This window comes from Salinactinospora qingdaonensis, assembly GCF_039539445.1.
GTDB classification, from domain to species: domain Bacteria; phylum Actinomycetota; class Actinomycetes; order Streptosporangiales; family Streptosporangiaceae; genus Salinactinospora; species Salinactinospora qingdaonensis.
Genome location: NZ_BAABDD010000006.1, coordinates 166,883 through 189,657, shown reverse-complemented (window position 1 = coordinate 189,657; position 22,775 = coordinate 166,883). Strand labels below are relative to the sequence as shown.

23 protein-coding genes are annotated in these 22,775 nt (G+C 67.9%); 9 read left to right on the top strand and 14 right to left on the bottom strand.

The window, feature by feature from the left end:
- Positions 1 to 104 precede the first annotated feature (104 nt).
- On the bottom strand, positions 105 to 677 hold the full coding sequence (locus tag ABD848_RS08810; RefSeq protein WP_344969465.1) for a putative glycolipid-binding domain-containing protein: 573 nt from the start codon (positions 675 to 677) through the stop codon (positions 105 to 107).
- A 981-nt stretch (positions 678 to 1,658) separates the two neighbouring features.
- Here ABD848_RS08810 and queC point away from each other — a divergent pair.
- Positions 1,659 to 2,360: a 7-cyano-7-deazaguanine synthase QueC gene (gene queC / locus ABD848_RS08805; protein WP_344969463.1), complete on the top strand. Its 702-nt coding sequence runs from the start codon at positions 1,659 to 1,661 to the stop codon at positions 2,358 to 2,360.
- Between the two features lie 40 nt (positions 2,361 to 2,400).
- Here queC and ABD848_RS08800 read toward each other — a convergent pair whose 3' ends face one another.
- Together ABD848_RS08800 and ABD848_RS08795 are read right to left on the bottom strand one after the other, a co-directional pair.
- Complete coding sequence (locus tag ABD848_RS08800) at positions 2,401 to 3,684, bottom strand: glycosyltransferase (RefSeq protein ID WP_344969461.1); 1,284 nt, start codon at positions 3,682 to 3,684, stop codon at positions 2,401 to 2,403.
- 286 nt (positions 3,685 to 3,970) lie between these two features.
- Positions 3,971 to 4,207 carry a hypothetical protein gene (locus ABD848_RS08795; protein WP_344969458.1) on the bottom strand — a complete coding sequence of 79 codons (237 nt, stop codon included), beginning with the start codon at positions 4,205 to 4,207 and terminating at the stop codon, positions 3,971 to 3,973.
- Here ABD848_RS08795 and ABD848_RS08790 point away from each other — a divergent pair.
- Positions 4,194 to 6,566, top strand: a complete 2,373-nt coding sequence (locus tag ABD848_RS08790; protein ID WP_344969455.1) for a Tex family protein — start codon at positions 4,194 to 4,196, stop codon at positions 6,564 to 6,566. The two genes, ABD848_RS08795 and ABD848_RS08790, sit on opposite strands and share 14 nt — an antisense overlap.
- 145 nt (positions 6,567 to 6,711) lie before the next feature.
- Here the strand turns inward: ABD848_RS08790 and ABD848_RS08785 are convergent, their stop codons facing one another.
- Positions 6,712 to 7,407, bottom strand: coding sequence for a hypothetical protein (locus ABD848_RS08785; RefSeq protein WP_344969453.1), 696 nt, complete (start codon positions 7,405 to 7,407; stop codon positions 6,712 to 6,714).
- Positions 7,408 to 7,651: 244 nt separating this feature from the next.
- Between ABD848_RS08785 and ABD848_RS08780 the strand changes: the two genes are divergently transcribed.
- On the top strand, positions 7,652 to 7,981 hold the full coding sequence (locus ABD848_RS08780) for an ArsR/SmtB family transcription factor (protein WP_344969451.1): 330 nt from the start codon (positions 7,652 to 7,654) through the stop codon (positions 7,979 to 7,981).
- 243 nt (positions 7,982 to 8,224) lie between these two features.
- A complete protein-coding gene (locus tag ABD848_RS08775) occupies positions 8,225 to 8,998 on the top strand; it encodes a methyltransferase domain-containing protein (RefSeq protein ID WP_344969449.1) in 774 nt (257 codons plus the stop codon).
- 57 nt (positions 8,999 to 9,055) lie between these two features.
- Here ABD848_RS08775 and ABD848_RS24995 read toward each other — a convergent pair whose 3' ends face one another.
- From ABD848_RS24995 to ABD848_RS08765, 3 genes are read right to left on the bottom strand one after another with little or no spacing between them, the layout of a single operon-like run.
- The gene (locus ABD848_RS24995; protein WP_425567480.1) at positions 9,056 to 9,298 is read right to left on the bottom strand and encodes a BBE domain-containing protein; all 243 of its coding nucleotides are present in this window, start codon (positions 9,296 to 9,298) and stop codon (positions 9,056 to 9,058) included.
- A complete protein-coding gene (locus ABD848_RS08770; RefSeq protein ID WP_344969447.1) occupies positions 9,213 to 10,715 on the bottom strand; it encodes an SDR family oxidoreductase in 1,503 nt (500 codons plus the stop codon). The genes ABD848_RS24995 and ABD848_RS08770 overlap by 86 nt, the downstream gene beginning before the upstream one ends.
- A gap of 5 nt (positions 10,716 to 10,720) precedes the next feature.
- Positions 10,721 to 11,248, bottom strand: a complete 528-nt coding sequence (locus ABD848_RS08765) for a DUF4383 domain-containing protein (protein ID WP_344969445.1) — start codon at positions 11,246 to 11,248, stop codon at positions 10,721 to 10,723.
- A gap of 306 nt (positions 11,249 to 11,554) precedes the next feature.
- On the opposite strand from ABD848_RS08765, the gene ABD848_RS08760 reads away from it, so the two are divergent.
- Positions 11,555 to 12,826 carry an AGE family epimerase/isomerase gene (locus tag ABD848_RS08760; protein ID WP_344969443.1) on the top strand — a complete coding sequence of 424 codons (1,272 nt, stop codon included), beginning with the start codon at positions 11,555 to 11,557 and terminating at the stop codon, positions 12,824 to 12,826.
- A gap of 179 nt (positions 12,827 to 13,005) precedes the next feature.
- Here the strand turns inward: ABD848_RS08760 and ABD848_RS08755 are convergent, their stop codons facing one another.
- The 6 genes from ABD848_RS08755 to ABD848_RS08730 all read right to left on the bottom strand — a co-directional run bounded on the left by ABD848_RS08755 (position 13,006) and on the right by ABD848_RS08730 (position 16,889).
- Positions 13,006 to 13,434 (bottom strand): hypothetical protein, encoded by a 429-nt coding sequence (locus ABD848_RS08755; RefSeq protein WP_344969439.1) that lies wholly within the window; start codon positions 13,432 to 13,434, stop codon positions 13,006 to 13,008.
- 293 nt (positions 13,435 to 13,727) lie between these two features.
- Positions 13,728 to 14,597: an alpha/beta hydrolase gene (locus ABD848_RS08750; protein WP_344969436.1), complete on the bottom strand. Its 870-nt coding sequence runs from the start codon at positions 14,595 to 14,597 to the stop codon at positions 13,728 to 13,730.
- Between the two features lie 221 nt (positions 14,598 to 14,818).
- Positions 14,819 to 15,313, bottom strand: coding sequence for a nitroreductase family deazaflavin-dependent oxidoreductase (locus tag ABD848_RS08745; RefSeq protein WP_344969434.1), 495 nt, complete (start codon positions 15,311 to 15,313; stop codon positions 14,819 to 14,821).
- Positions 15,314 to 15,315: 2 nt separating this feature from the next.
- Positions 15,316 to 15,867: a hypothetical protein gene (locus ABD848_RS08740; protein WP_344969431.1), complete on the bottom strand. Its 552-nt coding sequence runs from the start codon at positions 15,865 to 15,867 to the stop codon at positions 15,316 to 15,318.
- Between the two features lie 5 nt (positions 15,868 to 15,872).
- Positions 15,873 to 16,487, bottom strand: coding sequence for a TetR/AcrR family transcriptional regulator (locus ABD848_RS08735; RefSeq protein WP_344969427.1), 615 nt, complete (start codon positions 16,485 to 16,487; stop codon positions 15,873 to 15,875).
- Positions 16,488 to 16,589: 102 nt separating this feature from the next.
- Positions 16,590 to 16,889 (bottom strand): YrhK family protein, encoded by a 300-nt coding sequence (locus tag ABD848_RS08730; RefSeq protein ID WP_344969425.1) that lies wholly within the window; start codon positions 16,887 to 16,889, stop codon positions 16,590 to 16,592.
- Positions 16,890 to 17,024: 135 nt separating this feature from the next.
- Here ABD848_RS08730 and ABD848_RS08725 point away from each other — a divergent pair, with 135 nt between their 5' ends.
- The 4 genes from ABD848_RS08725 to ABD848_RS08710 all read left to right on the top strand — a co-directional run bounded on the left by ABD848_RS08725 (position 17,025) and on the right by ABD848_RS08710 (position 21,834).
- Positions 17,025 to 18,128: a WD40/YVTN/BNR-like repeat-containing protein gene (locus ABD848_RS08725; RefSeq protein ID WP_344969421.1), complete on the top strand. Its 1,104-nt coding sequence runs from the start codon at positions 17,025 to 17,027 to the stop codon at positions 18,126 to 18,128.
- Between the two features lie 3 nt (positions 18,129 to 18,131).
- Positions 18,132 to 18,422, top strand: coding sequence for a MoaD/ThiS family protein (locus ABD848_RS08720; RefSeq protein WP_344969419.1), 291 nt, complete (start codon positions 18,132 to 18,134; stop codon positions 18,420 to 18,422).
- Positions 18,423 to 19,030: 608 nt separating this feature from the next.
- On the top strand, positions 19,031 to 20,266 hold the full coding sequence (locus ABD848_RS08715) for a styrene monooxygenase/indole monooxygenase family protein (protein ID WP_344969417.1): 1,236 nt from the start codon (positions 19,031 to 19,033) through the stop codon (positions 20,264 to 20,266).
- Between the two features lie 335 nt (positions 20,267 to 20,601).
- Entirely contained in the window at positions 20,602 to 21,834 is a 1,233-nt protein-coding gene (locus tag ABD848_RS08710; RefSeq protein WP_344969415.1) for a styrene monooxygenase/indole monooxygenase family protein, read from the top strand.
- An 80-nt stretch (positions 21,835 to 21,914) separates the two neighbouring features.
- Here the strand turns inward: ABD848_RS08710 and ABD848_RS08705 are convergent, their stop codons facing one another.
- A complete protein-coding gene (locus ABD848_RS08705) occupies positions 21,915 to 22,724 on the bottom strand; it encodes an SAM hydrolase/SAM-dependent halogenase family protein (protein ID WP_344969411.1) in 810 nt (269 codons plus the stop codon).
- Positions 22,725 to 22,775 lie beyond the last annotated feature (51 nt).

Here is a 22,775-nt window from a genome sequence, read left to right as displayed (position 1 = left end):
TGTCAGAGGTGTTGAAGAGACACACTCGTGTCGCCCTTTAGCCCGTGAGCCGCCTCGGGAACAGAACCGCTTGCGCTGGGGCATCATCTGGGTGTGGTGCGGCGTTACCGTACGCGCCGTGCGAAGTCCTCGTAGTCGATGACGAAGCCGTCGCTGTCCACAGTCAGTTCAAACCTCCCGAAGGCCGGGTCGCGGTACTCGTAGCGGTCCATCCCGCCGCGGGGGACCAGTCGGGTGTAGCCCTGCCGCATCCGCCGCACGGTCAGGCTGGGAACGTCGATCCAGGCGACCCCCACCTCGTGGCGCTGGCCCGGGTCCAGCCCCAGCCGCCGGATCGGCAGCGTGTTCGTCAGCGGTGTCGCCGCCACATCCACGTCGATGCACCCGTCCAAAGCGGGCTCTCGTTTGCCGTCAACGGTCCAGTAGCGTCCCTTGTTGACGAGTTCGATGGCGTGCGCGCCGCGCGCGGAGACAGTCTCCACCCGCGCCTGCCGGGTCTTCCACGCCAGATCGGTGACGACGGTGAAGCGGCTGGAGTAGCGTTCCTGGCGGTCGGCCACGACTTCGCTGCCCTCCAGCCGGAAGCCCGCCGTCTCGGCGATCAGCGCTCCCAGCCCCAGCCCCTCGGAGACGTCGAGCCGCGTCCATGCTGCGGTGTGGTCGTGCGTGGCGGACATGCTGCCCGTTTTACCCGTCAATGCGGCACTCGCGCCATAGCGGAACGCGCGCTGTGTGCCGGTCCGACGACCCCGCGTGCCCGCGATAGCAGGGGTGGCGTAACGGTAGTCAGCGTTCTCACCTGCGTGCTCGCGCGCTTACCCGTTGTCGGTTCCCGGCGCGCACGCGCGTCCGGGGCGGGGGAGAGCGTCAAAAAAGATGCCAATCCGTGCTGATGACGCCTCCCTCGGCTGGCCTCCGAGAGCCGTTTCCCGCGCCGTCTTCGCTTTCGGTAGGGATGGATCGTACCGCCGATCCGTCCGTAACGTCGGCGTGCGTCGTTCCGCCATCATTTTCCGCCCGAAGCCGCATCTGACCTTTTTGTGGTTCTCCTAGTGGATTGCGGGAGAAAGGCGCGAAGCTTTGGTGGATTAAATTATCTTATTCCGGTCATGATTTGCATGATCGCCTTTTGTTGGTTTTGTCCGATGCTGCTGGCGTGGGGTATGGGTTTTTCGGGTGGGATGTTCTTTTTGCTGTTCAGGGCTGTCGTCGGGGTGCCGTGTTTTGGTTCCTCCTGGTTGTTTTTCATCACTTGCTGTTTCTGTAATGTTGTGCCTGGGGGGTTGAATGGTCGGCGTGGCGTATCCACTGGAACGCCCAGCAGAAAACGCCCCGGTTTCCAATGCCTGAAGGAGTCCAGCGGCGAAATGGAGGGCGTGTGGTCCCACAACTCCCGGCCGGTGTTCGCAGTCTTCGCGCGCCATCGTCCCGGGAGCCCAAGGAACCCTCCTCGGTGACTCCTCCCAGCAGGACACCGAACCGCACAGCGTTCCCACCGACCTACCCCGGGGGTGTGGCCATGGTCGCGGCCACCTCAGCAGCGGCGCCGGCCCTAGCCGCGTCGCGGTCAGCGCACCACTCCCGGGGGGCGAATCAGCAGACACCGATCACCACGGCTTCCAACAACGAAAGCCGCATGAGCGAACAGGGGGAAAGACATGGGACGACCAGCGATTGTGCTGCTCAGCGGCGGACTCGACTCCACCACCGCCCTCGCGCTGGCCAAGGAGCAGGGGTTCACGCCCTACGCGCTCAGCTTCGACTACGGCCAACGCAACGCCGTCGAACTCACGGCCGCCCGGCGCGTCGCCCGCGAACTGGCGGTTGAGAACCACATCACAAGCACCATTGACCTGCGCGTCTTCGGCGGCTCCGCGCTGACCGACGATATCGAGGTCCCCAAGGGCGCCAGCCTGGACGAGGGCGGCGGCAACGAGTTCTCGGTGGACTACGTGCCCGCCCGCAACACGATCTTTCTATCCTTTGCCCTCGCCTACGCCGAGGTCACTGGCGCGACCGACATCTTCACCGGCGTTAACGCCGGTGACTACAGCGGCTCTCCCGATCACCGCCCCGAGTACCTGGACGCCTACGAGGCGATGGCCAACCTCGGAACCAAGACCGGAGTCAGCGGCGGTCGCCGAATCCGGCTGCACTCCCCGCTGATCCACATGTCCGACGCCGACATCATCCGCACCGGTATGCGGCTAGACATCGACTATGCCCTGACCATCAGTTGCTACGACCCCGATCCCGAGGGGCGCGCCTGCGGCGCCTGTGGCGCCTGCCGGCCGCGGCTCAAGGGATTCGCCGACGTCGGTGTCGCCGACCCAGCCCCCTACGTGGCCGAGACTCCCTAAGTCCGGCCGATCCCGCCGGCACGCCGCCGGCGCGGAGGCCTCACCCCCTCGGCTGGCCCGCGTGGACCTGCTCCAACATCTGTACGGCTGTCGCGGCTCCCTCTTCGGCGCGCACCCGCGCCCCAAGGTCGGCCGCCCGCCGGGCCATGTCCGAATCGGTGACGGCGCGGCCGATCGCCGCGGCGAGCCCTTCGGTGGTGAGCTGATGCTGCGGCTGCGGCGCGGGGGCAACCCCCACCGCGTGCGCACGCCGTGCCCAAAACGGCTGGTCAGCGGCGAACGGACACACCACCTGAGGGCGGCCCGCAGCGAGCGCCGCCGCGGTGGTGCCGGCGCCGCCGTGGTGGACGATCGCCGAACAGCGCGGGAACAGCCAATCGTGCGGCGCCTGTTCGAGCAGCAGTACGTCGTCGTCCAAGTCGTCAGGGGCGACCCCGCCCCATCCGGCCACCAGCACCGCGCGCTTGCCCGCCCGCCGCGCGGCCTCCACCACGGCGCGCCCCGTGCGCTGCGGATCACCGCCGGCCATGCTGCCGAAACCGATATAGACCGGTGGCGGGCCGGCGGCCAGAAAGTCGCTGAGCCGCTGTGGCGGGCGCCACTCGGTGGCGCTGAGGAACCAGTACCCCGTGATGTGCACGTGCTCGGGCCAGTCCAACGGCAGCGGCAGCAGGTGCCGGCTGAACGCCTGCAACACCGTCGCCGGGTCACCGTCGGAACGGCGCAGGAAATCGTGCCGGCCGCGGCGGCGCCCCAGCCCCAGGGTTGTGCGGCGCCACTTGTCGATGACACCGGCCATGGACAGATGCAGTAGCCGCACGGGCAGGTAGGTGGCCCGATTCAACGCCGAGGGCACCCACCCCAGCGGCAGCACCGGGCAGGGAAAAGCTCGGGTCGGCACCCACGTGGGCTGGAGCACGGCGGGCACGGCGGGCACCCCCAGCCACTCCGCCACATGCTGGGCCGGCATGGTGGGGGAGTGGACGATCACGTCGGCGCCAGACGACTCGGCCACCCGCACCATGTCGGCCAGTACCCGGTCGATAAGTGGCCTGATCCGTACCAGGATGCGCGGCACCGCGAGCTTGCCGCGGACCCCCCGGAACCCGTTTTCGACCATGGCGCGGATATCGGGCTCCGCTAACAGGTGGTTCGGCCCGTCGTCGAGGGCGGTGAAGTCGAGCCCGTAGTCGGCCGCGAGATCCGCCGATCGGGCCGGCGCGCCGAGTACAACGCTGTGCCCGGCGGTATCCAAGGCACGGGCCAGCGCGGCGAAGGGCTGTACGTCGCCCCGCGTGCCATGGGTAAGGATGAGGACGCGCATAGTCGCTCCTGGGTATCCCCGCAGTTGGCGCCGGTGGGAGCGGGCCGACCACAGCGGAGAGATTAACGAGGCCGGAAAAGCGTATCCGTTGAGATCATCGTAAGCTCCCCCCGACCGGCAACTATGCCATGGTGCACCGGGCGCGGTGACCCCCGCCGGCGTCCCCGCCGGCTCTTACCGGCACACGCGCGCGACCGCCGGGAACGCCAAACCCCTGTCCACCGGTTGTGAACACGCACTGGAGAACGATGTCACCGGCACGGTAGCCTCGTCGCCCCATCCTCGGTCAACGGCTCCCGCCTCCCCAGCGGCGCCCCCACCGGCCAACGGGAGCGAGCGACCCCTCCGGCGGCGTCGAGGACGACCCCGCGGCCACCACAGCCGGGATCACCTGCGCGCGGATGGTCCCCACCCCCGAACCGCCGATTCGGAACTCGGCGCCGGTCGACAGCACAATGGTGCGTGGCACCTGCCCAATGCCCTTGGATTTGAGAAGGCGGATCAGGATCGTGACGACGTCCATTCATCAGCGGATCGCCGAGGAACTCGGTGTGCGGGAGCGGCAGGTGGAGGCCGCCGTCGGACTGCTCGACGACGGGGCCACCGTGCCGTTCGTCGCCCGCTACCGCAAGGAAGCCACCGGAGCCCTCGACGACACCCAACTGCGCACCCTTGAGGACCGGCTGCGTTACCTGCGCGAGTTGGAGGAGCGGCGCGCCACGATCATCGAGTCGATCCGCTCCCAAGGCAAACTCGACGACGAGCTGCACGCCCAGATCATGGCGGCCGACTCCAAGGCGCGCCTGGAGGACATCTACCTCCCCTACAAGCCCAAGCGCCGCACCAAGGCCCAGATCGCACGCGAAGCGGGCTTGGAACCGCTCGCCGACGGGCTGCTCGCCGACCCCTCCCGCGACCCGCACCACGAAGCCGAAACCTTCGTCGACCCCGACAACGGGGTGGCCGACGCCGCCGCCGCGCTCACCGGCGCCCGCGCCATCCTGGTGGAGCGCTTCGCTGAGGACGCCGACCTCATCGGCGGCCTGCGCGAACGGATGTGGGAGCAGGGCCGACTCGTCTCGCGAGTGCGCGACGACAAGGAGGAGGCCGGCGCCAAGTTCTCCGACTACTTCGACTTCAGCGAGGCGCTGACCCAACTCCCCTCCCACCGGGTGCTCGCGCTGTTCCGCGGCGAGAAGGAGGAGATCCTCGACCTCACCTTGGACCCCGAGCCCGAGGCCGCCGAGCAGGCCACCGGCCCCAGCGACTACGAGCAGCGCATCGCGCGCCACTTCGACATCGCCGATCGGGGACGCCCCGCCGACTCCTGGCTACTGGAGACCGTGCGCTGGGCGTGGCGTACCCGCATCTTCGTCCACCTCGACATCGACCTGCGGATGCGCCTATGGCAGGCTGCCGAGGACGAGGCCGTGGGCGTCTTCGCCGCCAACCTGCGCGACCTGCTGCTGGCCGCGCCCGCCGGCACCCGCGCCACTATGGGGCTCGACCCCGGCTACCGCACCGGCGTCAAGGTCGCCGTGGTCGACCCCACTGGCAAGGTGGTGGCCACCGAGACCATTTACCCGCACAAGCCGCAGGCGCGGTGGGACGAAGCCATCGCCACCCTCGAACAGCTTGCCCGCGCCCATGGGGTCGAACTCGTCGCCATCGGCAACGGCACCGCCTCGCGCGAGACTGACAAACTCGCCGGTGACCTCATCAAACGTCACCCCGACCTCAAGCTCACCAAGATCACGGTGTCGGAGGCCGGCGCCTCGGTGTACTCGGCGTCGTCGTATGCCTCCCAGGAACTGCCGGAGCTGGACGTGTCGCTACGCGGCGCCGTGTCGATCGCGCGCCGGCTCCAGGACCCGCTGGCCGAACTGGTCAAGATCGACCCAAAGTCGATCGGCGTCGGCCAGTACCAGCACGACCTCTCCGAGGTGAAGCTGTCGCGCTCCCTCGACGCGGTCGTGGAAGACTGCGTCAACGGCGTGGGAGTCGACGTCAACACCGCCTCAGCTCCGCTGTTGACCCGCGTGTCCGGCATCAGCTCGGGGCTGGCCACCAACATCGTGCTCCACCGCGACAGCAACGGCCCCTTCCGCTCCCGCACCGCCCTGAAGGATGTCGCGCGGCTAGGCCCCAAGGCGTTCGAGCAGTGCGCCGGCTTCCTGCGCATCCCCGGCGGCGACGACCCCCTTGACGCCTCCAGCGTGCACCCCGAGGCCTACCCCGTCGTGCGACGCATCCTCAACGCCACCGACACCAGCATCACCGGCCTGATCGGCAACGAGACGCGGCTGCGCCAGCTCAAGCCGGAGGACTTCGTCGACGACAACTTCGGGCTACCCACCATCACCGACATCCTCAAGGAGCTGGAGAAGCCCGGCCGCGATCCGCGTCCGGCGTTCAAGACCGCCGCGTTCAAGGACGGCGTGAACGAACTCGCCGACCTGCGGCGCGGCATGGTGCTGGAGGGAGTGGTCACCAACGTCGCGGCCTTCGGGGCCTTCGTCGACGTCGGGGTGCACCAGGACGGTCTTGTCCACGTCTCGGCGATGTCGAAGAGCTTCGTCAAGGACCCGCGCGACGTCGCCAAGCCCGGCGACATCGTCCGCGTCAAGGTCCTCGACGTCGACATCCCGCGCAAGCGCATCTCGCTCACGCTGCGTCTAGACGACGACACCGAGCAGGCCGCGGCCACCTCCCAAGACGGCCGTGGCCGCGACCAGAGTGCCGAGGGCGGCAAAGGCGGCCCCAAGGGCGGCAAGCGCACCAACAGCAAGCGGGGCGGGCAGCGCCACGGGGGCCGCGACGAGCAGCCACAGGGCGCGCTCGCCGACGCGCTGCGCCGCGCGGGCCTGGACAAGGGGCTGTAGCCGGCAGGGGTCACCGCGGGCTCTCCGCAGCCGCACCCTACGCCGCCCCCAGGCCCCGCGTACGCGGGGCCTGGGCCTGACCTGTACACGATCGTCCGGGACCTGCCGGCCCGCTTTCCGCACCGGGGGCGGTTGTGGGGGAGGGTCAGGTCGCGGCGCTCTCCGGGGAGGAGTCGGTGGCCGCGTCGCCGTTGTCCTTGCCTTCGGTCTTGCTCTTGGTGCGTTGGGTAGTGCGCGGGGAGCGGCGCACCTTCCGGGACGCCGGCTGCGTCCCCTCGCTCTCCGCAGCGGAGAAGGAGGTGTCGGCGTCATCGGAGTCTTCGATGCCGAGCCACTCGGTGGCGACCCTGCCGGGCTGCGGCGCCGATCCGGCCCGCACGCTGAGGGCCTCCTCCTCAGTGTCGAGGAGCTTCTGTACCGTCTTGGGGATGGCCGGCAGCCGGCGGTCGTTGCGGAAGTTCGCCCCCAGCACCTCCAGGGCGTGCTCGCACACGACCTGTCGCGCCTGCGCGGACTTCACGCCGCTGAGCTGCTCCAGCTCCGGCAGTCGGCACTCGCCCAGGAGCCGGATGAGCTGCCGGAGGCGTTCGCGCGTCCGACGCTCGGTGATGGTCATCGACAGCATCTCGGCTTCAGCGAGGGGAGACGATCCCATGGTGCTGTCCGTGGTGCTGGGGGTGTCGCGCTCGGCGATCAAGAGGCCGGTGAGTTGGCGCACCGATTCGCGGGCCGTGGCGCGGTTCTCCCGGCGGTGAAGCTGCCGGCCCTGGAACCAGGTGACGGTGGCGCTGCTCACCAGACTGATGGCACCGCCCACCAGGACGAAGAGGAACTCGTTCATCATTTGCCCTTCGAAAGGGGACGGAGGTCACGGCACGACCGTGCACACGATCTTGGCCGTGTGACTGGCGAGCATTCGCGAAGAATGCGTGAATTGTCAAGACGAAGATGCCAAACCGGTAACATACGGCAGGCACGCGAAGGCGCTGAGCAGCCGCGCCGCAGGGGGTGTGCGGCGCGACCGCGTTTCCTCACGCTGACCAGTGAGGTTTGACTCCGGCCACGGGCCGTGGTGGCATCAAAGCATGCTGATCTCAGGCCAGGATGCGCACGAGGACGCTACTGAGGATGCTGTCGTCAAGCTGTTCGGTGATCCGCTGCGGGCACGGATCGTGCGGTTGCTGGCCACCGAGCAGATGTGCACGTGCCATCTGATCGAGGAGACGGGGGCGCGCCAGCCCACCATCAGCCACCACCTCAAGATCCTGCGCCAGGCGGGCTTCGTCGACACCGAACCGCAGGGGCGCTTCACCTACTACCGGCTGCGCCCCGAGGCGCTGGCCACCGTCGCCGACGGGCTGGCCGCGCTCGCCGAGCGCGCCCGTTCTGTCGACGACCGCCGCCGCCCCTGCTGACCCCGTGAGCAAGGCCCCTCACCCTTGCTCACCCCTTTCCGCCGGCTCGGGGCGCCGTCTCGCCTAGCGCCTCGGCCGAGGTCGGCACCGGCCGCCGTATCGCGCCGTTGACCTGCCGTTACTCTCCTGCCTGATGTAGCCACTCCGTGGTGTGTCGCTGTATGCCCCGATCACTGTTGCGAATGACTTGCAGTAAGGTCGCCCTGTAGCCATCCGCGCTGACCTATGACACGGGGGAACACGATGGGCGCTACTGCGCATGGGGCGCTGGACCGGGAACTGGCCGAGGCATGGCTGCGCCGCTGGGAGAAGCAGCAGGAGCACTATCTCGCCGACCGTGAAGAGCGGTTCACCGTCATCGCCGACGTCGTCGAATACGTCGCCCAAGGGCTGCCCGACCCGGTCGTCGTGGATCTGGGGTGCGGCCCCGGCTCGCTGGCCGCACGGCTGCTGGAGCGTATCCCCAAGGCACAGGTGGTCGGCGTCGACACCGACCCCTTCCTGCTCGCCCTCGCCCGAGCCACGGCCCCCGACCGACTCCGCCTGGTCGACACCCGCCTCGGCGAGCCGGGCTGGCTCGATCGGCTCGCCCTGCCGGGAGAGATCGACGCGGCTGTGTCCACGACGGCGCTGCACTGGGTCCCCGAAGAACAGCTCGCCCGCACCTACCGCGACCTCGCCGCGGCCCTGCGCCCCGGCGGGGTCCTCGTCAACGGCGACCACCTCGAACAGGAACGCCCCGAGTTGGCCCGGATCGCCAAGGCAGTGCACGCCACGCAACTGGAGCGCTCCGGCGTGCTCGACCACGAGGACTGGCGCACCTGGTGGGACGCGGCCGAACAGGTCCCCGAGTTCGCCGAGCTGCTGGCCGAGCGGCGCCGCCGTGGCGCCACCGGAGGGTGGGGCAACGGGTTCACCCTCACCCGCCACACCGAACTGCTGCACGCCGCCGGCTTCACCGAGGTGGCGCCGGTGTGGCAACACGGCGACAACTACGTTCTCGTCGCCGTGCGCTGACCTCTATGGCAGGGGCGGGAACGGAAGGCCGGACGCGGCCCCGTGCCGCCCCGGCACTCAGCGAGGGGCGGGCAGTTCGATGGACTTTTGACGGCAGAAAACGTTGTTGGGCTCCCAGCATGCCTTGGCCTGTCGCAGCCGCTCGTAGTCGACACCGCGGAGGGATGTGCGGGCGGGGCCGCTGTCCCCCGCGCGGGGATCAGAAAAGGCGGTCTCAGGGCTGGTACTCGGTGGCCACGGGACGGCTCGGCTGTCCCACGGAGATCGATTCGGCGGTCCAGGCGATGGTGCGCGCGGCAGAGCCGAAGACGGCCCCGTGCAGTGGGCGCGCCGCCCACCAGTAGAGCTGCCCGCCCAGACCGCGTGGGTGGAACAGGGCGCGCTGTCGGTAGCTGGTGTGGCCGTCGCCGTCGCGTTCCACGTGCAGCTCCAGCCACGCCAGCCCGGGCAGCCGCATCTCCCCCCGCAGCCGCAGCAACCGTCCCGGCTCGACCGTCTCCACCCGCCACTGCTCCAGCGGGTCACCCGCGCTGAGGTGAACCGGGTCGCGCCGGCCGTGCCGCCTGCCGCGCTCCTCGACCCGACGCGATGTCCACCCACGCGCCGACCACGCCAGCGGCCAGGTGTACCAGCCGCGCTCTCCGCCGATGCCCTCGATGATGCGCCACAGTGTCTCCGGTGGCGTGTCAACCCGGCGTGCCCGCTCGTCCACGTAGAGCGCGCCGCCGGTCCAGGCCGGGTCGGTGGGCAGTCGGGCCGCCGGGGAGCGTGGCCACCCCGCCGGCGCCTCGCCGCCACCCAGGTTGTCCCTGCCATGGCCCAGTGCCAGCCGTACTGCGTCGTCGAAGCCCAGGCGCTGCCCGTCTGCGAGCGCGTCGGGGCTCGGCTCGGCCTTCTCGGCGCCATGGCGTGCGCGGTGGCGCAGTGACCGCAGCAGCGACCGAGCGAGCGCAACAGGCAGGGGAGTGACGAGGGCTACCCACAGAGCGGACAGGGTGAGCAGCCACAGCGGGACGGGCAGTACCACCCGCTCGGCCAGGCCCGCCAGCCGCGCGAACCGCACGGCCATCTCCGCATAGCTCAACCGCGCCGGGCCGCCGATGTCGGAGGCGCGGTTGTCCTCGGGCGGTAGGTGCGCCGCTCGCAGCAGCGTTTCCAGCACGTCGCCGACGGCGATCGGCTGCACGTGGCCGGTCATCCACCGGGGGGCCACCAGCGCCGGTTGGCGCTCGGCGAGATAGCGCAGCATCTCGAAGGACACCGAGCCGCAGCCCAGGATCACGTCGGCCCGCAGCACGGTACTGGGCACTGGTGAGGCCAGGAACGTGGCACCGGCATCGCGGGGGTGGCGCGCGAGCTTCGACCGGCCGAACCGCCGGGAGGCGAGGTCGTCTACGTGGACGATGCGGGCGACGCGCCGATCCTGCGCCGCCTCGCACAGCCGGTGCGCGCGATCTCGGTCCAGGCGAGCGTGGGCGCGGCCCTCACCTGGGGCGGGCACGAGGTGGTAAACCACCTCCATGTCGTCGAGCGCGGTCAGCAGTGAGGCGTGGTCGTCAAGGTCGGCGTGGACCACCTCGACCTCGCCGCGCCATGGCTGGCCGCTCAGTTTTTCGGGTGAGCGCGTGAGGCACCGAACCTGGTGTCCTTCCCGCAGCAGTTCTGGCACCAGCCGTATGCCGAGGTAGCCAGTGGCACCGATGACGAGAACACGCATCGCGACTACTCGGAAAGGCCGATGGTGGATACGCGCCGCGGCTGCGGCTCGGCCTCGCCGTCGGGGGGCCGCGGTAGCCCGTGCCGCTGCCGCCAGAAGGGGTTGTCGTGCGGCAGGCCGCCGCTGACCCGGCCATACATCCCGAAGGTCATCACCATGAGTCCCACTGCGAAGCTGAAGATGACGTTGGGAATGCGGAACGCGAGCAGGTTGTAGTCGGTCTCCATGACAGCCAGGTTGACGAGGCCGCTGGCCACGAACGCGATGCCGACGGTTATGTTGAGCGTTGAGGCGAACGTGCCGCCGATGATCGCCCCACCCACCAGCAACGAGCCCACCGTTACAGAGATCAGGCTTAGGGCGCCGTTGGTGGACAGGCCGGCGATCACCTGTCCCTCGGTGTCGAAGAGCGGTAGCCGGATCAGCAGACCCAGCACCCCGAAGGCGATGAGTAGGAGCCCGGTCACCCCAGCCCCCACGCGGTAGACGACGCTCAGCCGGTGTTCGGCCGGGCGCCTCTCGTCGAGTTTCATCCTGGATTCCCCCCTTGGAGCGCGTACTCTCACGGTCGCCCCGGTCACCAGGGGAGAGCAAGTCGCATCGGTTACGCATCGATTTTTCGGGATAACCGGCCCCCGATGCGGGGCGGGCCGGGCGCGAGCACGGTGCGTCGCCCCCGGCCCGCAAACGCCCCTGCCGCCCGTTGCCGACCCAGGTGGGACACGCGGCGCTGCTGGAGGACAGGCCAGGGGTGCGACTTTTGCCCGTGATCGTCCGGTGCGTATCTTCGATTGCGGCGCGGAACAGACCGCGCTTGGCCGGTGATACGGAGGGAATACATGTCGGGATCGTGGCTGGATCTACCTGATCACCACGCCTGGCTGGCCGCGGAAGAGGCGCGGTTGACCGGGTTCGCCGCCGCGTCCGCCCTAAACGGCGGGGGCTTCGCCTGGCTGAACTCCAGCGGGCGGCCCGATCCGGGGCGCCCGGTGATGACATGGATCACCGCGAGAATGACACACGTCTACGCCATGGCCCACCTGCGGGGCGAACCGGGCGCGGGAACCCTTGCCGACTGCGGCCTGGCGGCCCTGCGGGGACCGCTGCGCGACAGTGTCCATGGCGGATGGTTCCCCGGCATGACGGTGCAGGAGTCCTCGCCCGAGCCGATCGACACGACCAAGGCGGCCTATGAGCACGCTTTCGTGCTCATCGCGGCCAGCAGCGCCACCGCCGCCGAGCGCCCCGGAGCCGTCGACCTGCTCGCCGACGCCCTAGGCGTGGTCGAGGACCGGTTCTGGGATGACACGGCCGGGATGTGCCGGGAGAGCTGGGACCGTTCCTGGAGCCAGAGCGAGCCCTACCGCGGGGCCAACAGCAACATGCACATGATCGAGGCATTCCTCGCCGCTGGGGACGCCACCGGCGACCCGGTGTGGCACCGGCGGGCCCTGCGGATCGCCGAACGCATCGTCCACCAGGTGGCTGCCGGCCACGACTGGCGCCTTGTCGAGCACTTTACCCCCGATTGGGAACCCGACCTCGACTACAACATCGATGACAAGCACCACCAGTTCCGCCCTTACGGCACCACGGTCGGCCATTGGCTGGAGTGGTCGCGGTTGCTGCTGCACCTTGACGCCACGCTGGCGGCAGGACCGGAAGGCGCGCTGGGCACCGTACCGGAGTGGCTGCTCACCGACGCCGTGGCCCTCTTCGATGCGGCGGTCGAACGCGGCTGGGGAGTCGATGGCGCCGACGGGTTCGTCTACACCCTCGATTGGCAGGATCAACCGGTGGTGCGTGAGCGCATGCACTGGGTGATCGCAGAAGCGATCCTGGCCGCGGCGGCGCTGTGCAAACGCACCGGAGAGTCCAGGTTCGAGCACTGGTACCGGGCGTGGTGGGACTACGCAGCCCACTACCACATCGACCGCGTCGAGGGCAGTTGGCACCACGAACTCGACTCCGCCAACCGACCCAGCCAGACCGTGTGGCCGGGAAAGCCCGATATCTACCACGCCTACCAGGCCACGGTCCTGCCCCGTCTCCCGCTGGCACCCAGTCCCGGCGCTGCGCTGCGCCGCATTCTTGAAGACGAGCGCGCCTGACCGTGCGGCTATGGGGGCGGCAGATCGTTGTGAAGCTATCGATCCCCGCCCCCGGCTGTGGCTGTTCTGGTGGGGACGGGCCGAGCGGCTCTCCCGGCGCCGTCGCGCATCTGGCGCGCCGGCGCCGTCCCGCTAGCTGGGCACCACTATGAAGAGGAGGAGCAAGGCGCCGCGGTGGCTTAGGCCCCGTAGAGAACCTCGCGGGCCTGTGCAACGGCGGACTCGGCCGACTCGTGGGCCGTCATCACGTCCGTCATCTCGCTCCCCTCGCCCGAGAGGGTGTCGACCAGCTCGCGCGAGGCTTCAGCCAGCCCGTATACCGCCTCGGAGAGCTCACCGCCGTCGATCTCGCGCAGGTTGCCGTCATCGGTGCGGAGGTTCACCGTCCAGGAGCTGATCTCTTCGCGTTCGGGCCACTCCTCGGCTGTCAGGTAGGTTTCGTTGATGCGCTCCACTTCGTCTATAGCCTCGGCATCGACCAGCGCCTCCTCGACCGCGCTCGTCTGCTCTGCCACGTACTCTTCAACCAGGTTGTAAGATTCCTGGTCCATCGGCTCGGCGGGTGTGCCGCAGCCGGTCAGCGCGATACCTGCCGCGATTACGGCCACAGCGCGCCACGGGAATTGACTCGTTATAAAACGCCCCATATGTCATATTTTCCGGGTAAACCTGGGAGTCAACCACTCGAAAGGTGAACGCCTGCTGAACGGATCATGGGACAACGCTGTGAGGCGGTCTTCGGCGTATCACGGTTACCGTGGGGCCGCTTCCCAGGAGGGGCGCTGTAATAGGGGTTCTCGGCCCCGCTCCCTTGTGATCGAGCAGCGTCGTAGTCGTGCCCCGTTTTCCAGTGCGGACTTGTGCTGCCGGCCTCGGTGCGGCCGGTGCCCTTCTCACACGGTTACCCTCGACCGCCGAGACCGTCACGGATCGCTCGGGCGGTGGGCCGCGCTTGCAGGTAACTCTCGGCCCGGTGGGCACGCACCCGGGAGTTGCGCACGATGTCGTCACGCAGCCGGGGCACGTGCGGGTGGGTTCGCGGCGGGTCGTAGAGTGTGGCCAGCTCCTTGACCAAGGCTACGGCGTCCTCCCGGGCGGCCACGTTCACCCACCGCGTCACCGAGCCCGGCCAGCGCTCCCCGTCCAGCGGGGGCCACATCCGCCGCATCAACCCCGGCACCCCCAACGGAGATCCCAGGGTGACGAGGGTGTCGACCTGCCATTCGGGATGGCGTCGCAGCGCGTCGTAGGCGACGACGCTTCCCAGCGAGTGGCCCACCACGACGCGGGTGTCGGCCCCCACCACGGCTTCGACCTCTGCGTGCACGCTCTCGCGTAGCGGGAGATCGGCCAGGTACAGCCGCACCTGGTGTAGCAGTCGCAGGACGAACGTGAACCCGGTCTCGCCCAGCGAGGGGTGACGGGCGAGCTGTTCCAGCATCCACTGCACATTCCTGGGGGCGTAGCCGCGCCGCACCACTCCTTTGGGAGAGGAGCGGCTGTGCGACATGGGAGCTGCGGCCAGCGGCTGGGCCAGGTCCAGCAGCAGCTCTACCTCGAACTCGTCAAGATCTTCCACTGTGGTGGGGGCGGGTAGTCCTTTGCGTTCGGTGAGGAACAGGTGTCCGTAACCGACACAACTGAAATCTAGCTGAGTCGAATGGCCGATTTCTAGTAGACCTTTATCGATCGCCCGGTTCCATGTGCGGGTAAGGCCCTCGGGAGTATAGTTTTCGCACCCGATACCGTGGATTCCCACGACGGCCGGCATCCCTGGAACCTCCGCTTGGATATCGCCATTTATAGCTTATCTCAAGCATCGCGAATCCACTGGTCAAACCATCGAAGTATGGTAATGACGCGAGTGGCTGGTGCGCGGATTTCTGGGATAGATGGGTGATTTATATTTAGTTTTTTTCTTGAGGTTGTGTTGTATTTATTTTTGTTTTTATTGTACAATGAAAAAGAATGTACTGACATTTCGTTTTGCTGTTACCGCTCTCTTTGATCGGGGCATAGCGCCACGATGGGCACACCGTGGTCGCGGTCGGCGCCCACGCGGGCGTAATCAGCGGGCGTGGTACCGGCGTCCTGACCGACTATCCGCATGAGCGAGGCGGCGGTCCGGGGATACCGCCGGGCGTAGTCGGCGAGCCGCCGCCCGGACTCCGCCGCGGGGAGGGGCCGGGCCGTGCCCGTATAGTGGCGCCACCCCACCTGGAAGCGCACGCGCGGCTCCCGGAGGATGTTGCGGAACCACTGCGAACGGCTGCCATACCCCGAGGCGACCAGGTACCCGCCGGACTCCTCGTGCCGGCCGACGATCTCCAGGACGGCCTGCCGAGGCTGCCCGCTCGTGCGGCCGATGTGGGTCAGCAGCACGAACCTGCCATCGAGTAGCCCGCCCAGTCCCAGCCGGTAGATCCAGATCGGCATCCGAAACAGGGCGCGCTTCACTCCGGTGTGCGGCGGTCGCGAGAATCCCATGGTCATTCCCTTTCGAAGAGCAGGTGCGCGAGTAGCAGTTTGATCAGCAGCACGGGGACGAACCACGACAGCGCCGGGGGCGGTTCGACAGTAGCCGCGGCCACGGTCAGGGCGAGTGTGGTCACCGCAAAGGCGGTCGGGCGCCGCAGGTGGAGGGGAGTCGCCAGCACCACCGCGGTCCCGGCCACCGTCAGCCCATAGGCCACCGCTGCCCACAGCCAGGTCACCCCCGGGGCCACCAGAGCCAGCAGGAACGGCTGGATATGGCAGACGACGAACACGAAGTGGTGCCCGGTCGTGCGTCCGGGGCGGTGCCACCAGCGTTTCCCGGTGGCGGTGGCGGTGGCGTTGGCGACCGCGCCTCCGTAGAGGTCGAAGGCCACCACAGCGATTACGAGCAGGGCCAATGCCGGCATTTCCGCCAGCGTCGCCAGGACGAGGGCGAGCGCGGTTCCGGCGAGGGCGCCGGCGTAACATACGAACCGCTCGCCGCGGCTCGCGCCCGGACCGATCACCCGGTCGTCGAACCAGCGAGACGCCGATCGTGCGGGCAACGCACTCACCTCCCCGCCTGGGACTCATCGCGGCAGCGCAGCCCGTTAAGGCACACGTCGAGGATCGGGTCGGCCATCTCCTCGACCGGCAGCCGTGGGTCCAGCAGCCACTGGAGCAGACATCCTTCGATCGCGCCTACGATCACGGTGGCGTGGCGCTCTCCCAGTCCAGGTCGGGCGCTGCCCTCGGCCCCGGCTTGGGCGAGCAGTTCGGTGAGTACCGTGCGGTACTGCGCGTAGAGACCGGCCATGTCCAGCGGGAGGTCGCCCTCGCGCCCCGCCGACCACAGATCGAGCAGGATACGGGCGAGGTCTGGCTCTTCCGACAAGGCGCGCAGGACGGCGTGGACTAGGGCCGAGATCCGCTCCAGCGGGGGATCGCCGCCCCTACGCGCTTGGTCGAGCACGTGCTGCGACCGTGCTGCGAACGCCTCGAAGGCGGCGTTGAGCAGGGCGTCTCGGCTGTCGAAGTAGAGATAGACGCTGCCTTTGCCGATCCCGGCCTCGTTGGCCACGTCGTCGATGCGACTCGCGGTGAAGCCCTTGCGTGCGAACACCCGCACGGCGGCGTCGAGGATCTCCTCGCGTCGCGCCTGGCGGTCGATTCGTTTCGGTGTCATCGAACACCCCCTATTATGACTGACTGGTCAGTCATAATAGGGGGAGATGGCGCCCTCCACAAGCGGCGTGGCCGCCCACAGCCACCCCACAGAAGCGCCCACTCAAAACTCCTGGCCGGTGTCGCCGCTGCTGGCGGAGTGGAGGCCGCGGACGCGGCGCAGGTGCAGCCGCCGTGACAGGCGAATGACGGGGCGGATCAGCAGTTCGATACTGCCCAGCAGGAAGAACAGGGTGCCCCACTCGGTCAGCTCCGGGAAGAAGAACAGGATGCTACCGGCGATGAACCACACCGCGATGAAGATGTCGTTGCCGATGCTGAGCACTTCATAGCGTTGACGGAGGATAAGCTCCTCACGGCCGATACGCAGCCTCACGCCCCCGTCGTCGCTGGAACCAGACATGCCTCCAGTCTCGCAGTGCTGGCCCCTCCCCTCCTGGAACCGCGACGCGCGTTTCTCCTCGCTCCTAAGAGCGCCGAAATGTCGCATCACCGTGACACAGTGAGCGGGATAACAGTTCATTACAAGGGGGCAGTCATGGCTTTTCTCCTGGTGATCGGCACCCGCAAGGGACTGTTCACCGCAACCAGCGACGACCGCGAGCACTGGGAAGTGAGCGGCCCACACCGTCTTGACGCTCAGGAGTACGTCGACATGGCCGGCGTCTACGCCGTAGGCGTCGACCCGCACACCCGACGGATGCTCGTGGGGGCGGAAAGCTCCCACTTCGGTCCCAGCGTGTGGTTCAGCGACGATCTGGGAACCACGTGGCACGAACCCGACCATGCCCCGATCGCGTTTCCCGACGACGTCGACGCCGCCTTCACCCGCGTCTGGCAGTTCGCCTTCGGCCCCGAGCCCGGCACCGTTTACGCCGGTATCGAGCCCACGGCCCTGTTCCGTTCCACCGACGGTGGGCAGAGCTTCGAACTGGTCCGGGCGCTGTGGGACCATCCGCACCGCGGCGACTGGTTCCCCGGCGCCGGGGGTGCGGCCATCCACACCGTGCTGCCCGGCAGGGTCAGCGCCGAGGGCACGGACCCACACGCCATGACCGTGGCCATGTCCACCGGCGGCGTTTACCAGACTCGCGATGCCGGTGCCACCTGGGCACCGGCAAACCGGGGGATCAGCGCCGTGTTCCTGCCCGACGAATACCCTGAGTACGGCCAGTGCGTCCACAAGGTGGCCGTCGCCGCCGACGGCAGCTTCTACGCCCAGAACCACCACGGTGTCTACCGCAGCGACGACCCCGCCGCCTCGGGGTGGGCATCGATCGCCGCGGGCTTGCCCAGCGACTTCGGCTTCGCTATGGTCGCCCACCCGCACGCGCCGGCGACGGCACTGAGCTTTCCGGTGATCAGCCAGGCTCGCCACCTGCCGCCCGACTACCGCCTGCGCGTGTACCGCACTGACGACTCCGGTGGCACGTGGCGCTCGGTGAGCAAGGGGCTGCCGGGAGAGCCCTACTACAGCATCGTGCTTCGTGACGGGGCCTGCACCGATGGCGCCGACGTCCCCGGGTTCTACTTCGGGACCCGCGCCGGTGACGTCTACGCAACCACCGACGACAGCGAAGAGTGGCGGCAGGTGGCCTCCCACCTCCCCGATGTGCTGTGCGTCCGCGCGATCGAGGTGTAGGACATGGGAGTGAATGTCGTTCTCCCGCAGGTGCTGCGCAATGACTCCGACGGCGCGGCGCAGGTCGCGCTCGCGTTGGGAGAGGACGGCCAGGTTCCCCTGCGCCGCGTCCTCGACGAGCTAGCTCGCCGCTATCCGCGCCTGGATCGGCGGCTGCGTGACGAGCGGGGAGAGCTGCGCCGCTACGTCAACGTCTTCGTCGGCGATGACGAATGTCGCTCTCGTGCCGGTTTGGAGACTCCGGTTACCGATGGCGCTGAGGTGCGGGTGCTTCCCTCAGTAGCCGGCGGTTGAGGCTATAACGGGCGTACCTGGGAGTGTGCGGTGCGCGGCCGACCCGGCTGGGTTCCGCACACCTGGAGCCCTGCGCCCGTGAGGTGGGATCGGGTGTGGGTATCTGTGGTGTTTGCTGGCGCAGCCTGGGTTTTGTCGTTTGTTGTGGCTTATGCGTCGGTTGCGAATAGAGGAAGATTTCTTTAAAGTTAACCACTGGTTTCTTGCTGGTTGCTTCTTCTGAAAAGCAGTAGAGCATGGTTTCCCGCTTTCCCGGGGTTTGTGTGATCTGTTGTGGTTAATCAAAAGAAACCGAAATGTGACCGTTGAGGTTGACCATCCGGCGGTGCCGTCCCTGGTGGGTCTCGCCCTCCCGGGCGACTCCGAGGAGCTGTGTCGACTTCCTGGCGAGGTGATCGCTTTGCCTCCTAGATTCACACTGCCGCAATAACGTAAGCAGTCACAAAATGACGCCGATTGATCGCTATGAGTAATACTTCCACGTTGATGCATCCCTGAGGGTTGACAGAAAAAGTGAAAATTATGATCATTAGTTCTCTTTAGTATAAAGATTCACCTTTTTCTGGCATGGGGATGTGTCGCCGGCAACCTGGGGGGAGCGGGAAGCGATGCGCAAGATACTGATTGTCGGTGGTGGTCAGTCGGGGTTGCAGTTGGCGCTGTGTTTGTTGGAGCACGGCTATGACGTGACCGTGATGACGGTGCACACGCCTGAGGAGCTCTACGACGGTAGGGCGGTGTCGATCCAGATCCTTTACGACGCTGCCCGGAAAGCTGAGCGCGAGTACAAGCTCAACTTCTGGGAAGACGAGGCTCCCCGGATCAACGAGTTCCGGCTGAGCCAGTTCGTAGCGGACTCGCAGTCGTCGTTCGGCTGGACAGGGCGGTTGGGAGCCCCCGCGCAGTCGGTCGATGAGCGGGTGAAGATGTCGGCGTGGCTGGATCTGTTCGAGTCGCGTGGCGGCAAGGTGGTCATCCACGGCGCTACCGCTTCCGACCTGGACTATCTGGCCGGGATGTACGACTTGACGGTGGTGGCGGCGGGCCAGAGCGGGCTAGCCGACATGTTCCCGGTCGACCCCTCGTGGGAGACGGCGCGGATGCCGGAGTTGGCCACGGCCATCGCCTACATCGAGGACTCCGCCGACTACCCCGACCAAAACGGCGTCGGCGGCGACACGATCCCCGGTGTTTCCGGAGCGTTCGTGTCGTGCCCCACCTACTCGGTCCACGGGCGTTGCCGCGTGCTGTTCCTGAGCACGCTCGCCGACGGACCGCTACGCGACTGGCCGCGGCGCTGCTCTCCCCAGGATCACCTCGACCGGATGCTGGCGCTGTTGCGCGAGTACGTGCCGCACCGCTATGAGACCTACCGCAACGCGCGACTGGTCGGCAACGACGCGGTAGCCATGGACTACACCACCCCCCTGGTGCGCCACCCCGTGGCACGCACCCCTTCGGGTGGACTGCTGCTGGGTATGGGGGACACGGTGGTGGTGACCTCGCCGTCGTTGCAGCAGGACGCCAACAACGCGAGCAAGGCCGCCGAGATCTACCTCAACGCGATCCTGGAACAGGGCGAGGCCCCCTTCGACGAGGCGTTCATGCACCGCGCGTTCAGCCGGTTCATGGACTACGCCCAGCACTTCGCTGGTGAGGTCACCGCACGGCTGTTCTCCAGCGAGCCCTATATCGAGGATCTGGTCTTCGCCGCGTCTCGGCATCAGGGGTTGGCCGACCGCTTCGCCAACGGGTTCAACGATCCCCAAGACCTGGCCACGTGGTTCACCGATGAGGCCGCCACCCGTGCCCTCATCGCCCAGTACGAAAGCGGAGCCGGCTAGGAGGGGCGCCCCCGGCACCAGCGCCTTCGAGCGGAGACCGGCTAGCGCCGCGGCCTCGAAGATCACCGGCGGCTCTAGCGCGTACTTCGACCGCTGCCGCCCTCCGACATCGCCGCGGGGTCACCGCCGCGCCGGCCCTCCCCGAGAGCTGCCCGCCGCGCTCCCTCCTGGAGCGGTGTTCGGTGCGGGCGTCTCCTCGCTCACAGGCATAGCTGCTCGGTGATCTTTCCACGAGAGAGCAAAAATGAAAATCATAACGATCAGTTCAACAAATAGAAGGTCGGCCTTTTTTCGGTGCGGCTCCGCGTTGTCAGCGGTTGGGGGAGCGATAAGCGATGCGCAAGATACTGATTGTCGGTGGTGGTCAGTCGGGGTTGCAGTTGGCGCTGTGTTTGTTGGAGCACGGCTATGACGTGACCGTGATGACGGTGCACACGCCTGAGGAGCTCTACGACGGTAGGGCGGTGTCGATCCAGATCCTTTACGACGCTGCCCGGAAAGCTGAGCGCGAGTACAAGCTCAACTTCTGGGAAGACGAGGCTCCCCCGATCTCCTACATGCGGATCGGCGCCGACGCCGACGGCGACATCCCCAGACTTGAATGGCGTGGCAGGCTCGACGCTCCCGCGCAGTCGGTCGATGAGCGGGTGAAGATGTCGGCGTGGCTGGATCTGTTCGAGTCGCGTGGCGGCAAGGTGGTCATCCACGGCGCTACCGCTTCCGACCTGGACTATCTGGTGCGCATGTACGACTTGACGGTGGTGGCGGCGGGCCAGAGCGGGCTAGCCGACATGTTCCCGGTCGACCCCTCGTGGAAGCTGGCGCGGATGCCGCCGGTCGCCACAGCCATCGCCTACATCGAGGACTCCGCCGACTACCCCGACCAAAACGGCGTCGGCGTCGACCTCATGCCCGGCCTGGGCCAAGTCATCTCCTGCCCCACCTACTCGATCCACGGGCCGTGCCGGGTCCTGTTCATCACCGGCGCCTCCGACAGTGCCCTGGGTCAATGGCCCCAGCGCTGCTCTCCCCAGGATCACCTCGACCGGATGCTGGCGCTGTTGCGCGAGTACGTGCCCAGCCGCTATGAGATCTACCGGGACGCCAAGCTGGCCGGGCCCGACGCTGTGACGATGGATCACACCAACCCGCTCGTGCGCGACCCGGTGGCACGCACCCCTTCGGGTGGACTGCTGCTGGGTATGGGGGACACGGTGGTGGTGACCTCGCCGGCGGTCCAGCAGGACGCCAACAACGCGAGCAAGGCCGCCGAAATCTACCTCAACGCGATCCTGGAACAGGGCGAGGCCCCCTTCGACGAGGCGTTCATGCACCGGGCGTTCAGCCGGTTCATGGACTACGCCCAGCACTTCACCGGCGAGATCGCGGCGCGGTTGCACTTCAACCCGCCCTACATCGCCGATCTGTCGGTGGCCGCGTCTCGGCATCAGGGGTTGGCCGACCGCTTCGCCAACGGGTTCAACGATCCCCAAGACCTGGCCACGTGGTTCCCCGATGAGGCCGCCACCCGTGCCCTCATCGCCCAGTACGAGAGCGGGGCACAGTAACGCGGGCCGCCGCCGCGGTTACCATCGCGCGCTCATAAGCGCCTGCGCGGTGGTAACCGACATGGCGGCGGCCCGGCCAGCTAACGGGCACGCAGCGTGAATCGGTCCCCTTCGCCCAGATCGAGTGCTGTGGCGGCGCTGCCCCGGTTCACCGCCAGCGCCAGCCGGTCGGCGGAATCGACATGGGCCAGTGGTTCCCCCTCGGCGACGTCGGCGAACGTCGTCACGAACGGCAACGTCACAGTACTCCCCTTGGCCGTCACTTCCAGCCGCGTCCCCACCGACAGCCCGCTTTGGGCCACGAGGTCGGCGGGCAGCGAGGACTGGAGGTTGCCGAAGCGGTCGGCGAACACGATCTCGCCGTGGATCTCCTCGCCCTCGCGCCGCGCGATCGGCTCGGGGAGCCGCACCAGGTCGGCCACTGGCACCTCCGGGCCCAGCTCCCCTGGCGCGAGTCCCGTGGCCAGATGCGCGGCTGCCGGAGCGAAGATGTCGCGCCCGTGGAAGGTGTGCGATACCGCGCCCAGGGCATAACGCGGCTCGCTGAGTTCGTGGGCGCTGTCCACGCCGCCCACCTCGTCGGCTGCGCGCACCAGCAGCCCGTTGTCGGGACCCACCAGCAGGTGTCCACCGGCGGAGAGCACCACGGGCCGGCGCGAAGTTCCCACCCCCGGATCGACCACGGCCAGGTGTACCGCCTCCGGGAGGTAGGCGATGGCCTGCCTGAGTGCTTCAGCCCCATGCCCGATGTCGCCCGGCGGCACCAGGTGAGTCAGGTCGAGCACCCTGGCCTGAGGGGCGATGCGCGCCATCACCCCATGGCAGATCCCCACGAAACCGTCCGCGGTCCCATAGTCGGTGAGGAAAGTGATCCAGTCCCTCTCCGGCACGCCGCTCCCTTCGCGTCGTCGTCTTCGTGGCCGTGCGGGCGCGGCCATCCT